The following is a 13,553-nucleotide window of genomic DNA, read 5'->3' as shown; positions in this document are numbered from 1 at the left end:
GGTAGAGATAGACTTTTTCGACTTTGGCGTCGGGTCGCATCATGAGGTGCTGGCTCCGGAGGGAATCGGGAGCACAGCATCCAGAATCATCTGGCCGCGTTGAATGTGGGGTTCATGGAGCGGTTACGCACGACCCTTAATGGGGTTGCCTTTGAAGACATATTTCAGGAGCGCTATCTGTCCGCCTTCCCGCCAGCCGTTACCCAGCCGGCCTATGTCAATCTGGGTGATTACCGGATTCGCGGCGCAGAGGCCTCCTGGCAACAGAACTGGACGTCGCAATGGAGCACGTTTGTCGGTTTCACTTGGTTGGACCCGAATCTCAAAACCTTGCCATATGTACCCAAGCGTTCGCTGTCTGTGGGCACAACCTACGAAACAACCCTTGGCGTTTGAGCGCCGATGCGCAGTACCTGAGCGCCATGTACGTCCTACAGCAGGCTCGAACCGAAGGTGCCGCCAAATTCGAGCAGGTAGCAGCTTTACCGTTGTCAGCCTGCGTGTCGGTTACGCGGTGCCGCAGTTGGGCGAACCCGGTGACGTGTTTGTAGTCGCCGAGAACCTGTTCGAGAGTGATTAAACCTACCGCCTATGTTATCCGATGCCGGGTACTTCCGCGCAACTGGGTGAGCGCAGGGGATTTTGAAAATACGTAGTCATGGCTCAGCGCAGCGGCGCATGAGTCATAAATTTGCAACTGCTCTGGCGCGTAAATCCGGCCATTAGCGTCCTTAGAAGCACCGCTATAGCAACATCAAAATGGAGAACGACTTATGGATGAGCACCTTACTGCTGTTTGTCGCGCTGGTGGGTAATACGGCCATGGCCGACGTAGCGGCTGATCAGCAAGCCATTACCCAGAGCATGAAGCAGATCTGGGGGCGTCTAGACTCATCTTTGCAAATATAACCGGTAACCGTAGAGGGTGGGTAGTAAATGACTGAGATATCCAGTTATGCCTCGCGCGAGTCATTATCGTCCACCCTTAGCTGATCAGAACTTTTAAAGAACTTGGCATTGTTATTAAGCTTTGAGTATACCCATTTGAAATCCCGTCTTCGGATTCTGTGGATTAATTTAAAGTTTAGCCGGGTAAATAGTGTTATTGTTAGTTCGGATGCTTCCTCTAAAAGAAACTCTAGATGTAGTTTGTCCGCTTCTTGCATCTCTTGGGAGTAATCTTCGGCCTTTGGCAAAGTTTCTGCCTCAGTATTTTTTCGGGTAAATTCCAAATAATTAAAGTAGGTCTCGCTAGATTCAAACATTGCATAGGTTATTTTGGCGATTTTCTGTGGTGCGACTAAGTTTCTATTGTATCTTAACCATTTGTCTAGGCTGCTGCTATTCTGAAAATGGCAATATGCGTTGCTAAATGAGTCGGAACACCACAATTGGCGTGGGCCTATCAGACCAAGTCCTAAATAAGCTTTTCGGCTCAGAATAGCTTCTCTTAAGAGCGACTGTGAAATAGGTTCATTTGATGAGGTCAATACTTTGTAGACGAAGATGGCATAGCCTACGTCCACATCGCTTGCTAATTTGATCAGCGCTGAGTCGTCAATGAGTTTAACGCAGTCATAATATTTGCTGTAGCTATGATGAAAGTTATATTTCCCGCATCCCCCGCAGCTAACAGTGAGAGGCTGGTGGTGAATATGGCAGGCGTCAACCCCTGGGAAATTATGAGATCGGTGGATATAGGCGACTCCAAATTTTTTTATGTCGTCAATTATACACTGACAGCAGATATTTACATCTTTTCCCCTATGGCGTTTTTTCGGATCTTTCGCCTCGTCTAGGCATAGGAACTCCTCAATTCTGTGAAAGGTGTGTTGATATAATATTTTTCTACGTATTGAAGCTTTATCTTTGCCGCTAATTTCACTCCAGTCATTGATTATACTATCTAAATTAGTGAGCTCGCTGCTCCAAGGACTTGTTTTTTTTGAGTCTTTAATTTTGATTCCATTTACTGCCTCATATCGTGTCAGCCATGAATTAATAGATTCATCTGGGAAAGGTAATAAAACAGATTTCATTTTTTATATTCGCCCTTCATGCAGGAATAGATTGATAGTTCCATGACGCTGTTTTTTCACGCCAGCAGAGTAGCCTCCAGATTTTTAAGTGCTTGGTCGAAGCGCTCTGTGCCATAGTAATATATCGAAAAATTCTGCTGTTTGAAAGTGACAAGAGATAACCTGAAATCTTTGATATTTCGTTAAGGCTTAAAGCTTGAAAAAAACCAGTAATTGCGCGAGGCTAGTTTAAGCTAGATGTAGCGTGGCCAAAATTTTTATCAGCCCCAAAAGAGTTACTTTGAAGTCTTTCCACTTGTCACTTACGTGACCTGTGCTTTGTGCTCCGGGACCGAGCACCTACTCATGCGCTGGCTGCTGCGACTGTCACGACGTTCGGTATCCGGAGGCTTTCTCTGCTGATCCCCGTATTGCTTAGGAGAGCACGCTGATAAAAATCCAGTGCGATGCGGCACGTAGATTCTACAAGGTCACATTGCTGAAGGTCCTAGGAGACCCCCTATTCAAGCTTCTGTTTATCAAGGCGGCCGCCGATGTCGTATTTTTTCGTTCTGACTGTAGGCAGCAGAGCTAAACTGTCGCTAGTCCCGATGATTGTCCTATCCTGGTCGCTAAGCGTAGAGAGAGCGGACTGGGGCGTAGGAAGACACTCAACCTATCAGCCTAGAAAGGATTTGTATCTAATGATTGAATCTGCGGCGGTAACCGTGAAATGCCAAGACCCCGGCGATGGCAGCGGAGATGTCATCATTGATCTTCCGTCTGGGATCTTAGAAAGCCTAAATCTCCAGATTGGTGACTCACTGAGCATTGACCTGATAGATGGAAGCATCGTACTCAGGCCGATTCGTGATGCGCAAGCACAGCCTTGAGTATGCTATTAGCAAAAACTGAGAGACAAGTTGGACTGCTTGCTACGTGATAGGGATATGGTACTTCTTCTGCTGATGGTGGGCAGTTGAGGCTTGCTAACAACGAAAAATTACCGGAAGGAAAGGTTATTTTCAGCCGTATCTCAAAGGTTTCGTTTTCGGTTGGACGTTGAGAAAATATCTGAAATCACTTTAGGACAAAGCGTTCCAGCGGCACGGTAGTATGTGATTATTGCTTTGCTGCGCAATTGGACATCTGAAGCAGGTATCGTGCATATCTCAATCTACCGTACGGAGGAAAATATTAATGAATCGCCTGATTTTTTGTGTCGTGCTTGGTCGCCAGAGAACCTGCTGAGTAATAGATGATAAGGAGTAATATAACGTGAATTTTACCAGTGCCTTCCAAGCTGCGATGAAAAGGCAAGACAATAAAGGTCGGTGTTTACATTTTGAGGATGATGTAAGGTGCAATGAGATAATTTCCGCACACTCCATTCAAAAGAAAGGGCAGCTTCACTCAATCGCGGAATCAGGGCACGTTTATCGACTAAATGCAGATCTTTCTACTCTGACTGAGAACGGAGGTAAGCCTCAGCTCAAAAAAGTAGGCTTGAATCGCGCGTCAACCTTTCCAGGAATGTGCAAGTATCATGATAATAAGCTATTTGCGCCTATTGATGATAGAAAGTTATCGTTCGACCTTGAACAGATTGGCTTGTACGCATATCGCAGTATCTGTCGAGAATATTTTGTTAAAGAAAATGCTTCAATTACTTCTGCGAAAATGAGTGAGCATCCAGGCTTAAGTGCTCAAGGCTTAATGGCTCTTCAAATCTGTGCTTATGGCCAGAGTTTAGGCTTCGAACGCCTTAAGCGACACAAACATATTTACGACGTTGCCCTTGCGAGCGGAGCCTTCACAGGCTTCAAGTTCATGAGTTTTGAGTCGACCTCACGTTGTTCAGTACAAGCATCAGGTCTACTATTTCCGGATTTTGATTTTCAAGGTGGATTGCTGCAAGACTTAGCACTTTTTAAAGAACCTATGGATCTTCTAACTTTTTTCACCGCTCCAACTGAAAAAGGATGGGCATTTGTATTTGCATGGCATGAGTCGAGTGACCGAGCATGTCGACAACTCATGTACTCTCTTGCCAAGTCGGGAGGTGAGGGCGCTCAGCTACCTGATATTTTGCTTCGTTTTTGTCTGATGTGCTGCGAGAATCATGCTATTCGCATTTCATGGTGGGATGGATTGCCTTTCTCCGAGAAAGCGCGTGCCTTAGAACTTATGGCATACATGGGTGATACCTCTGAGGGCGTGCGATCCAATTACCTCGTTGCTGGGTACGAAGGATTGGCAGATTGGTCGTTTGATTACGTCAAAGACAGGATGAGTGATCGTATGTGACCTTCTAAGCCCTCGTTGGGCACTTGTGGGCTGCAGACGATTAGGAACTCCAGGACCTAACAGGTTGGAGCAGTTCATGATGAAATAGCATCCTACCGTGCAATCCATTAGGGTAGGATATGCTGTAGTGGCGATTGGCTATTCTTTTCTGATCTGTCTGCCAAGGAGGCAATATGGGCAATTATTCGAGTCATCCGAAGTACGTCCCGGTTATCAAATGGCAAAATTACGAGCAACGTGCGCTCGAGAAGATCGATCCAGCTTTGCTGCTACGTGTGAAACCATGCATTGAGGTTCGTACAAGCAAGCAGCATACCAATCTAATAAAAAATCTGCGCAACGTTTGGCCGCATGAGACTTATGTGGACTATTCGGGGCCTAGCGGTGATCTGACGGCAGTACGCCAAACTGAGTTGCTGGCTTTTCTCCAGTTTGCTGGCACGTTCAGCCTGTCTGTTTCGCCGGTAATCGGCCCTGCGTATCTGGCAGGTTTGGGGAGCCAGTTTTTGCAGGCGACGGCCTCACTTCCTTCTGTAGCCATTCGGATTCGGTTGAGCTCCTTTCACCTAAGCGCGCAGCAGTTTCAATTAGTGAGTGGTTGCCTGATTACGCTCAAGGCAGCAGGGCGTAGAGCCGAGCTGTTTGTCGACTTGGGAGTGAGCCCCAAAGCATGGGCGCCGGCCGACGTACAAGCGTTTGGTGTGACCATGCAGCAGTTGTCAGGCATTGGGTATTCCAGCGTCCACCTAATCTCAGGCGCATTCCCGGCAAGCCTCGCAGCAGTAAAAACAGGATCCGCAAAGTTCGACCGTAATGACTGGAAATTCTGGGAAGCGGTTTCTGCCAGCGTGCCTGCGCTAAAAATTGGCTACGGAGACTACGGCACTCTGTCGCCAGAATGGTCTGAGACAGCCTTAGAGCGTAGGAGCAACAGCATTGCGATTCGCTACACACGAGATGACAACTGGCTGATTCTTCGTGCTGCAGGAAAAACCGCGCCTGATTCAGTGGCACTTTCTCAGATATTGGTGAACAACTACCCAGACTTCAAAGGGAAGGGCTACTCGTTCGGGGATGATCTGCTTGAGGAGCGTGCAGACCCGAATGTGGCACTCAAGAAGAAAAAATGTGGCCATTACCACATCACAGAAGCTTGGAGTCACCACGTAGCATACGTGCTCAAAGAGCAGTATCTGTAACCCCGGCAGCCCTTTCGACCAATGCCTGCTTTACTCGCTCGCGTAGCCGCTTAATCGGTACGAGCTCAGCGACTTTACCCTGAATCATGTAGAGGCTTTTGCTTTTGAAGCCTCTCGTGATGCCTTCTTCTTCAAGAATCTTGAGTGCTTCCTCACGCTTAAGCAGAGTGACCAGAACTTCTGGTTCGTGAGTTTTATTTTGCTTGGCTTTGCGGATTTGGCGTAGAGCGCATCCAGACTCTTTTGGTATGACAATGACCCCCCACCACAGTGGGAGCATTGGCATTGCCTTGGCCAAATGACACTCAGCAGTGACCAGGGTCACCTGATCGAACGCACGACCATAACGCGATCCTTGACCAATGAGGCGTTTCAGGGAGTCGCCTTCGCTCTTGATCTCATAGCAGTGCATGTCCGAAACCTGAACGAGGTCGGCTCGAATCTCACCGCCATTGATTTCCACCTCTTCGAGGAAATGCAGCGGCATCGATGCCGCTCGGGAAAGGTGATCGGTCAGAGCCAGTTTGATTTCGGTTTCGCGCATGCCTAATCCTTAGAAAATGCGTAATGATGCCCTATCGGACGTATTGCTGCTTTGTGGTTCCGACAACCTGTAAGGTGTATAGATCAAAGGTAATGCATTTATGCTAATTTTAGTCCATGAATTCGCATAAACCAATCCACCAAATCGTCTCAGAGCTGCGAGCGTATTTCGCCGAACGTGGTTTGGGAACCAGTGCATCCATAGCACGAGTCACACAGATCAATCAGTCTCAGGTGTATAGGAATCTTTTCTGCAAGCCTAAGAAATTGAGTCGAACCTTAAGGGCTCTATGCGAATATGCAGATTTGGACACTGCGTTGCCCAAGGCCCATACACCCGACCCGCGTAACTGCGCTGTGCTCATGACCGCACTCAGCGAAGTCTGGGACGGAAGCGAAGAGCATGCCAAGCTGCTGGCTGATCTACTTTTTGCGCACTACCGCGCTACCATGGGAAGATAGCCCCCCCGGAGACGCGTTAGAGGAGGTTGCATATGCAAGACGCAAAAACTCCAATAACCGTGAAGTCTGCCTACGAAAGCCTGCAGGCTGCCGGCTTTCCCAAGTCTTTTGTGGACCGTATGCTGCCCGAGTGGTGGGACAATAGCCTGCTGAAAACCAGCGCTGGTGCTCTTCAGTTCGCCATCATTTTGAAGCAGCGGCTTGGTTTGGACGTCTTTTTTGGTCAAGACGGTCAGCTAGCTATCAATGCCCATGCACCGCAGGCCAACTTCAAGCATCGAGCCGATACCTCTGCTGACGAACTCAATGTGTCCGCGGCGCTCGGCATTGCGATGGCTCGTATAGCGGTCCGAGCGAAGCGAAACCAGTATGTCGAGTTGCCAACGGATCCTGGTGCCATTCATCTCATGGCTCGCGATGCTCATAATGACGCGACTATGGGTTTTGAGGGGCTACTAAATCTTTGTTGGGCTCACGGTATACCTGTCTTGTTCCTCAAGGATTTGCCCAAGAAGACTAAACGTATGGCCGGTATGGCTGTGATGGTCGACGGATCTCCAGCCATTCTGTTGGGCTATGATTACGCCCAGAATGCAAAGCAGCTTTTTGTCCTCGCTCATGAGCTTGCGCACATTGTGTGTGGTCATGTGGGCGAAAATGGAGCTTTGATCGATGAGGAAATCTCTCAAGTAGTTGTTGGCTTGGAGGGGCGCGTGCAAACGCTGCGCGATGGCCAAGAAAGCGAGGCTGACCACTTTGCACTCGCGATGATCAGGAATGGTCACTCCGATGTTGTGGACCGGTTTTCCCGAGCATCATCTGCAGTTGCATTGGCTGCTCAGGCCATGGCTTTAGGTAAAGCTACTGGTATTGATCGAGGGCACCTCATCCTATCCTATGCAAAACAGCATGATGACTGGATGAGAGCGAACCAAGCGCTGAACTTTATTGAGCAACGTATCCATGCTATCTCCTTGGTAAGAGAGAAATTTCTCGCCAACGTAGACCTGGATGCTATCAGTGAGGAGAGTGCTGAGCATTTGTTAGCGATGCAGGGATTTCAAGGGTGATAGTATTTGTATCTGCTCGATAGCGATGCCGCGCGGAAGCTTTGTCAGTACGGGCTGATCGAGGAACTGATCGGCCTGCTCGGCTGCACGATGGAAAACATGGCTGTGCTCCCTCAACTGAAATTTCAGTTGAGGCTTGCTAACGATGTCAAAGCGCTAGAGAAACTCGGTACAGCAACAGCGGTCGACCTAGCAAGACGGCTTGTTTTATCGGCGATCGAAGTCGACGTCTCTGTCTCGAACGCCAACCTCCTGATTGAGCTTAATCGAGTCGACATAGACAGTGGCGAAGCAATCCTTTTTGCAGCGCTCTGTGAGAGCGATGACTCGTCGCTGGTCAGCGGTGACAAAAGAGCATTTATTGCATTGTCAAAGGTTGATGGCGTGCCGGCTATCGACGGTTTATGGGCTCGGATGCTTTGCTTGGAGGATGCTTTATTGCTCCTCGCCCGTGATGGCGATTTCCCGACAGTGTCGCAGAAGGTCCGATGTCGGCCAGACGTTGATACATCCATGGGGATCGCATTTGGCCGAAGTGCGCCGGCAGCACAGCAGGCGGTGATTGATGCTTTGCAGAGCTATATCGAACACTTGAAGGGGCAGACCAGCGGAAAATACACCTCTCCGTGAATCTTCAATGCGGAGGTAGCCGCATAGGTTGCATTCCTTGAGTCTTGTGTTCTACCTTATTATCCAACATAGCCCTAAAAAAAGTGCTGATCGGTAGGTCTGTGTTGTACCTAATTTTTTTTCGGTGAATTTCAACGCGATTTTCGGCCTGAGTTTCTGGGCTTTCCTGTGTCGTACCTTTTTATCTATACACACTGGCCAGAGCGAATAAAGGCTCCCCTTAAGGGGGAGCCTTTCATTCATCTCGATCATTTAGTTATCGATCAGGATTTCTTCATAGCCAGCCTGGCGGCCTGCTGTGCCTCCCCGGCTGACAGGGTTCCATTTCTGGACTGCTTGTCCAACGTGTTGTTAGCAGTCATCAGATTGGCGGTGAGGGTGGCGAGTTCGGACTGCAGGGAGCCGACCTGAGACTGTTTGATCTCTGGGCTAAGGCTTTGATCAGCGATAACTTCCTGCATCTGCGCCTGCTTTTCTTCGATCTTCTTTTGCAACTCGCGAATCATCTTCAGCAGCTTTTGTGTCTGGTCCGGAAGCCCGCTCGATTCAATGTCTGCATTGGGGTTGGCATTTTTTTCATCGGACGATTTCTGGAGCCCTTCGCCTGAAAGCGAGACCTTCACACCTTCAGGTCGTTCGACGGCAGGCGAGCTGGCAGAAATGGTGTTCTGGGTATCGTTCGCCTGAGCTTTATCCACCGCTGCATTAGAAAGCAGAGTCATGCTGGCAGACGTCGATGTGCCTATGATCATCTTCTCATCCGTTGGTCAGGTTTGAGGGTTATATGCAGCTACCATCGGCCTGGATTGGTGGTTCTTTAGCTCATAGATACAATCTATCTACAGGACGGTGACCAGCACTGGCGTCGATACGCGCTCGCCTGTTTCTGTTGCTCTTAGCGCCTGATTGCCTCACCCGCTCAACGCGCGGCCAAACTCTACCGCCGTCGGGCTCTCTTGCCACTGTGGGACATCTTCGGGCAGCACCAGCCAGGGTTGCTTGCGCCGGGGCCAGAGATGCGCCACGGGGACGAACTTCTCGCTGCCCTCCAGGATTCCTGCGCGTACCACCCTCATACCGGGTGCAGCGCTGGTCTTATGGTATCGGCAACAGACGTACTGCGTGCAGCTGTGTCCGTTATGGTCGTGTACGTAGGTGGTATGTTCTCCCACCACTTACACCGCTGATGTAGCGCACAGCATATGCAAAGCAAACGCGCTGCCGTTCCAGCGCTGGCAGTTGAGACAGTGGCAGGCATACAGGGGCGGCAGGGTCTGGGCTTGGACCTCAAGGCTGACCTGCCCGCAGCGGCAGTGGCCGGTGAATCGCATATCTGTGATCCTTACAATGCTGGGTGTGGATAAGTCGGGACGGATGATCCCCGGTTACCTGTCTGGGCAGAAGAGCAACAATGGAGCAATCATTGGTCAGGAATCTATGAGCGGACTTGAATGGGAAAGCCAGCGGGTGTTCCTGGCGGTGCTGCGCAGCGGCAGCCTGAGCGGTGCGGCCAACTGCATACTGGGCTCACATGCTTATAAAAAGTTGCAGTAGGGCAGCCATGTCTGAATCGAGACTTCGATGTTACTGCGCCTGACCAGATTTGGTGTGGCAACTCATCCGACTGACGATTTTCAGTTTAGCCTCCACTTTCGACCACAAACTAATGCTGGACAATCAACGCTGTTCAGCGCTCATCTATATCTTTGCTCTGAACAAACCTGAGCTTTTCGACTTCGCTGATTATTTCGCAAAAAGCGTCACTCAAAACAGGATCAAAATGGCTACCGGCATGCTCTTTGATGTAAGTCGTGGCCGTTTCGATGTCCCATGCTGATTTGTAAGGGCGGACCATACGCAAGGCGTCATAGACATCGCAGAGGGCGACAATTCTTGCGCTCAGGGGAATGTCTTCGCCCTTCAGTCCCGAAGGATAGCCAGTACCGTCCCATTTTTCGTGATGCCCCAAGGAAATTTCTGCGGCCATATCGGTTAATCCCGAGCCGTGAGGGTCGTGCAGGATTTCGTAACCTATGCGGGGATGGGTCTGCATATGTGTACGCTCTTCGCAAGTCAGCGGACCAGATTTTTGCAGAATGCTATCTGGCACACCGATCTTGCCCACATCGTGCATGGGCGCTGCTTGCCTAATCAGATTGCACCAGTTAGCTGGCATGCCGATTTTTTTGGCCAGCAGTGCTGCCGACTGTCCGATGCGGTCGATGTGGTCACCGGTGTCGTTGTCTCTATAGCTTGCCGCGCGGCTCAGGCTGCGTAACATCGCGCGGTAGCTCTCTTGGAGTTGTACCGTACGTTGCTCCATCTTGAGTTCTAGTTCGTGCTTGGCAATCTGTAAGAGGCGACTACTTTGTGCCTGCATCAGGCAGCCACGAACTCTCAACAGGACCTCAGGCATGTCGATTGGCTTGCAGATGTAATCATTGGCACCTTTTTCAAGGCCGATACGCCGACTATGCGGGTCATCTAGGGCGGTGACGATAATGATCGACGAGGCGGTACGGTTTCTGCCCTGTAAGGCGTCGAGTATGTCGAAGCCATTTGGCGCAGGCATATCAATATCCAGCAGCAGCAGGTCCCAATCGTTGTCCTGACACCACTGAAGACCCGCAGCAGAGTTTGAGAAGGTTTGGATGTGCTGGAGGTTGAAGGCGCGCAGACAGGATTCCAGCAGGAGGATGTTGGTAGCTACATCGTCGATAATGACGATAACGGCATCGTCTCTGATGGATGAGAACATCTTTCACTCCCTCCGATAAGTCTGTGCGAAAAAGTCTTTTCAATTTTTACCGGTGATCTTTGCTTAAATTCTTACTTTGTCTGGTTGAAAGCCATCGGCAGCTCTATCCAGAACCGACTTCCTGCTGAGACCCTGCTGATGACTCCCATTCTGCCGCCCATGAGTTCCGCCAGCTCCCGGCACAGGGCAAGGCCGATCCCGGTCCCCTGGATTTTTGAGTTCTCCTTACCCAAGCGTTGAAATGGCTGGAACAGTTGTTCCAGCAGATCAGGATCGATGCCTTGTCCACTGTCTTCGACAAAAAGACGGACAACCTGCAGCCCTTCATCAACCTCAGCCCCCATAACGATAGACCCATTCGTTCGATTGTATTTGGCGGCGTTCGTTAACAAGTTGATAAGCACTTGCTTGGTACGTCTGCCATCGGCCATAACGAAACAAGGCTGTGACAGGGACTCGATTTTCAGTGATAGCCCTTGAGCCAAGATCTGCGGGGTGATCATCGCGAGGCATTCTTGAAACAATGTATCGACATCAACAGGTTTGAGCGTGAGACGTGGTGCTTCAGCTTGCAGGCTTGACCATTCCAGCAGAGCATCGACCAACTGGTGAAGATGTTTACTGGCGTTCATGATCTCTTGGGTGTACGCGTGCGCTTGGGCGGGGTTTATGTTGGGGTGCAGTTGGCTGAGTTGGGCGAACCCTAGAATCGCGTTCAGTGGCGTCTTGAGTTCGTGACTCATACTTGAGATAAAGCGCGATTTCGTCTGGCTTGCTGCTTGGGCTTCGATGGTTTTTTCGCGTAGATCTTGCTCGACCCGTTTTAGAGTATCGATGTCGACGCATGTGCCGACCACGCAGGGGAGGCGAGTGGTCGGACTGCTCAAGGTGCTGGCGCGACAAAGCAGCCAGATCAGTTCTCCTTGCCGGTCAGGCAAGCGGAATTCAACTTCGGCTACACAGGCCTCCTTGGATTGTGCGACTTCCAGCAAGCGCCAGAAGCCCTGCCGATCTTCCTCTGGCATGAGTCCCAGCAAGTACTGGGGCGAGACGTTTTGTGCTGGTAACCCAAAGCGCGTGCAGAGCGGTCCTTTGAACATAAAGGTGTCCGTTTGGGGAGCGTACTCCCACATGCCTTCTGTGACGCTTTCCAGCACCATTTGCAGCCGTTGCTGGGCTGCTTTTTGACGAGTATCGCCTACGGCCAGTTGTCTGCCCATCTCCAGGGTCTGACTGGACATAGCGTTAAATTCATTAATGCTTGAACGAGTTGCTTGCGGCGCCCAATTGCCTTGACCAATTTCGCGCATCATATTGGCCAAGCCGATCATAGGGACGCTGAGTTGCTGGCTCAGATTACGCGAGCGCAGCCACAGGCAGGCGAAAAAAACGGCATAGAAAACCAGCAGGCCAGCTACCATCAAATATCCAACATGTTGGAAGTGTCTTGCCTGATGCTGGATTTCCTGCATGACGATATGTTCCTCAACCACTGCCAGCAGGCTCCACTCTGCCGAGAGGATCGTGCTCCAGGCCATCAGGTGGGTGCGTTTGTCCAGTTCTGCGGAAATCAGCCCGTCTGGATGGAGGTTTAGTGCCAAATCAAGAGCGCGAAGGTCAGGATGGGATGTCAGGGAAAATTCTGAGGACTTGAAGTTTTCGTGCCTGATGTTTGTGTAACCGGTTCGGATTTCCTGCGGCGGTATGCCAAAGTCGCTTTCGGCCTCAACTGGCAGAGCAATGATGCTGTGTTTCTTGCTCACCAGTGTCAGGTAGCCAGCCCATGGCACATGGAGCTTGGCAATCTTTTGAAGAAGGGCATTCACTGTGACGTCGATACCCACAACGCCTTTAAGGGTGTCACCGCCATAGACCGGTGCGACCACGGACATCATCCAGCCCTTGCCTGCCGGATCCAGATAGACTTCGGTCCACACCGGTTTACCAAGGGGATTATGTTTGCTGTCTGCCAGGTAGTAGAAGTTGAACAGCGGTATGTTCATGTCATGGGGGTACTGGGTCAGGGTATCGATCCAAGGGTAAATGTGGTTGTAGCTGTCGGCACTGTTGAAGTACACGCTGGTGATCAGCGGGTTGCCTTGCTGGAGTGCCTTCATCATGTAGTCGACACGCTTGAGGCGGGAGACCATGTCCAGGTTTTGCCGATCCAAAGGCGTGAGATTGGAATAGAAAGACGCCGCGCCTCCATCATTAACATCGCTATATCGGACGCCGTCTGGGCTGATGGCCAGTCTGGCGGGCTCGTAGGGTAGCGTCTCGGCAAGCTCTGTTTCGACAGTGCTGGCCAGCAGCCGAGCTAAAGAACTGATCTGATCTAGCTCACTATCAATAATGTGGGCGTTCTGTTTTACCGAGGCTTGCAGTTCCCGAATGGCATTTTGGTGTAGATAGTCGCTTTGCGAGTCGAGGATTGATTGATTGGCCAGAAAATAAGCAGTCAGCAGGGCGAACTCGACCACCACCAAGGGCACCAGGCTCGTTCGCAAAAAAGCCCGCCAAATCCAGTGGCGAAAATCAATGCTGGGCTTGACCTGGCTCATCGCGT

Annotated in this window: 13 protein-coding genes; 8 read left to right on the top strand and 5 right to left on the bottom strand. The window is 50.5% G+C overall.

All coding sequences use genetic code 11. From position 1 onward, the window contains the following. The first annotated feature begins 114 nt into the window (after positions 1–114). Complete coding sequence (locus NJC38_RS26165; protein ID WP_253117814.1) at positions 115–396, top strand: TonB-dependent receptor; 282 nt, start codon at positions 115–117, stop codon at positions 394–396. A gap of 381 nt (positions 397–777) precedes the next feature. Continuing rightward, positions 778–909, top strand: coding sequence for a hypothetical protein (locus NJC38_RS29100; protein ID WP_290447406.1), 132 nt, complete (start codon positions 778–780; stop codon positions 907–909). Between the two features lie 44 nt (positions 910–953). Here the strand turns inward: NJC38_RS29100 and NJC38_RS26160 are convergent, their stop codons facing one another. Further along, complete coding sequence (locus NJC38_RS26160) at positions 954–2,039, bottom strand: TniQ family protein (RefSeq protein WP_253117813.1); 1,086 nt, start codon at positions 2,037–2,039, stop codon at positions 954–956. Positions 2,040–2,722: 683 nt separating this feature from the next. Here NJC38_RS26160 and NJC38_RS26155 point away from each other — a divergent pair. The 3 genes from NJC38_RS26155 (at position 2,723) to NJC38_RS26145 (ending at position 5,524) form a co-directional block, all read left to right on the top strand. Continuing rightward, complete coding sequence (locus NJC38_RS26155) at positions 2,723–2,911, top strand: AbrB/MazE/SpoVT family DNA-binding domain-containing protein (protein ID WP_253117812.1); 189 nt, start codon at positions 2,723–2,725, stop codon at positions 2,909–2,911. Between the two features lie 385 nt (positions 2,912–3,296). Then, positions 3,297–4,325 (top strand): hypothetical protein, encoded by a 1,029-nt coding sequence (locus NJC38_RS26150; RefSeq protein WP_253117811.1) that lies wholly within the window; start codon positions 3,297–3,299, stop codon positions 4,323–4,325. Positions 4,326–4,498: 173 nt separating this feature from the next. After that, positions 4,499–5,524, top strand: coding sequence for a beta family protein (locus tag NJC38_RS26145; protein ID WP_253117810.1), 1,026 nt, complete (start codon positions 4,499–4,501; stop codon positions 5,522–5,524). Here the strand turns inward: NJC38_RS26145 and NJC38_RS26140 are convergent. Then, a complete protein-coding gene (locus NJC38_RS26140) occupies positions 5,505–6,068 on the bottom strand; it encodes a sce7726 family protein (protein ID WP_253117809.1) in 564 nt (187 codons plus the stop codon). The two genes, NJC38_RS26145 and NJC38_RS26140, sit on opposite strands and share 20 nt — an antisense overlap. 493 nt (positions 6,069–6,561) lie before the next feature. Here NJC38_RS26140 and NJC38_RS26135 point away from each other — a divergent pair, with 493 nt between their 5' ends. Together NJC38_RS26135 and NJC38_RS26130 are read left to right on the top strand one after the other, a co-directional pair. Next, positions 6,562–7,599 (top strand): ImmA/IrrE family metallo-endopeptidase, encoded by a 1,038-nt coding sequence (locus NJC38_RS26135; RefSeq protein WP_253117808.1) that lies wholly within the window; start codon positions 6,562–6,564, stop codon positions 7,597–7,599. A 6-nt stretch (positions 7,600–7,605) separates the two neighbouring features. Continuing rightward, entirely contained in the window at positions 7,606–8,229 is a 624-nt protein-coding gene (locus NJC38_RS26130) for a hypothetical protein (RefSeq protein WP_253117807.1), read from the top strand. A 263-nt stretch (positions 8,230–8,492) separates the two neighbouring features. Here NJC38_RS26130 and NJC38_RS26125 read toward each other — a convergent pair whose 3' ends face one another. Beyond that, positions 8,493–8,951: a hypothetical protein gene (locus tag NJC38_RS26125; protein ID WP_253117806.1), complete on the bottom strand. Its 459-nt coding sequence runs from the start codon at positions 8,949–8,951 to the stop codon at positions 8,493–8,495. Positions 8,952–9,549: 598 nt separating this feature from the next. On the opposite strand from NJC38_RS26125, the gene NJC38_RS26120 reads away from it, so the two are divergent. Then, positions 9,550–9,783 carry a hypothetical protein gene (locus tag NJC38_RS26120; protein ID WP_253117805.1) on the top strand — a complete coding sequence of 78 codons (234 nt, stop codon included), beginning with the start codon at positions 9,550–9,552 and terminating at the stop codon, positions 9,781–9,783. A 133-nt stretch (positions 9,784–9,916) separates the two neighbouring features. Here NJC38_RS26120 and NJC38_RS26115 read toward each other — a convergent pair whose 3' ends face one another. Both NJC38_RS26115 and NJC38_RS26110 read right to left on the bottom strand, forming a co-directional pair. Then, the gene (locus NJC38_RS26115; RefSeq protein WP_253117804.1) at positions 9,917–10,987 is read right to left on the bottom strand and encodes an HD domain-containing phosphohydrolase; all 1,071 of its coding nucleotides are present in this window, start codon (positions 10,985–10,987) and stop codon (positions 9,917–9,919) included. Between the two features lie 71 nt (positions 10,988–11,058). Then, complete coding sequence (locus NJC38_RS26110) at positions 11,059–13,548, bottom strand: ATP-binding protein (protein WP_253117803.1); 2,490 nt, start codon at positions 13,546–13,548, stop codon at positions 11,059–11,061. Between the last annotated feature and the right edge of the window lie 5 nt (positions 13,549–13,553).

Origin of the sequence: Pseudomonas sp. 21LCFQ010, from assembly GCF_024129905.1 — a bacterium.
In the GTDB taxonomy this organism is placed as follows: Bacteria; Pseudomonadota; Gammaproteobacteria; order Pseudomonadales; family Pseudomonadaceae; genus Aquipseudomonas.
This window is presented reverse-complemented; position numbering and strand designations above follow the sequence as displayed.

Coding starts and splice junctions, on each gene's coding strand:
- NJC38_RS26165 (WP_253117814.1), top strand. CDS start 115: ATGGAGCGGTTACGCACGACCCTTAATGGGGTTGCCTTTGAAGACATA.
- NJC38_RS29100 (WP_290447406.1), top strand. CDS start 778: ATGAGCACCTTACTGCTGTTTGTCGCGCTGGTGGGTAATACGGCCATG.
- NJC38_RS26160 (WP_253117813.1), bottom strand. CDS start 2,039: ATGAAATCTGTTTTATTACCTTTCCCAGATGAATCTATTAATTCATGG.
- NJC38_RS26155 (WP_253117812.1), top strand. CDS start 2,723: ATGATTGAATCTGCGGCGGTAACCGTGAAATGCCAAGACCCCGGCGAT.
- NJC38_RS26145 (WP_253117810.1), top strand. CDS start 4,499: ATGGGCAATTATTCGAGTCATCCGAAGTACGTCCCGGTTATCAAATGG.
- NJC38_RS26140 (WP_253117809.1), bottom strand. CDS start 6,068: ATGCGCGAAACCGAAATCAAACTGGCTCTGACCGATCACCTTTCCCGA.
- NJC38_RS26135 (WP_253117808.1), top strand. CDS start 6,562: ATGCAAGACGCAAAAACTCCAATAACCGTGAAGTCTGCCTACGAAAGC.
- NJC38_RS26125 (WP_253117806.1), bottom strand. CDS start 8,951: ATGACTCTGCTTTCTAATGCAGCGGTGGATAAAGCTCAGGCGAACGAT.
- NJC38_RS26115 (WP_253117804.1), bottom strand. CDS start 10,987: ATGTTCTCATCCATCAGAGACGATGCCGTTATCGTCATTATCGACGAT.
- NJC38_RS26110 (WP_253117803.1), bottom strand. CDS start 13,548: ATGAGCCAGGTCAAGCCCAGCATTGATTTTCGCCACTGGATTTGGCGG.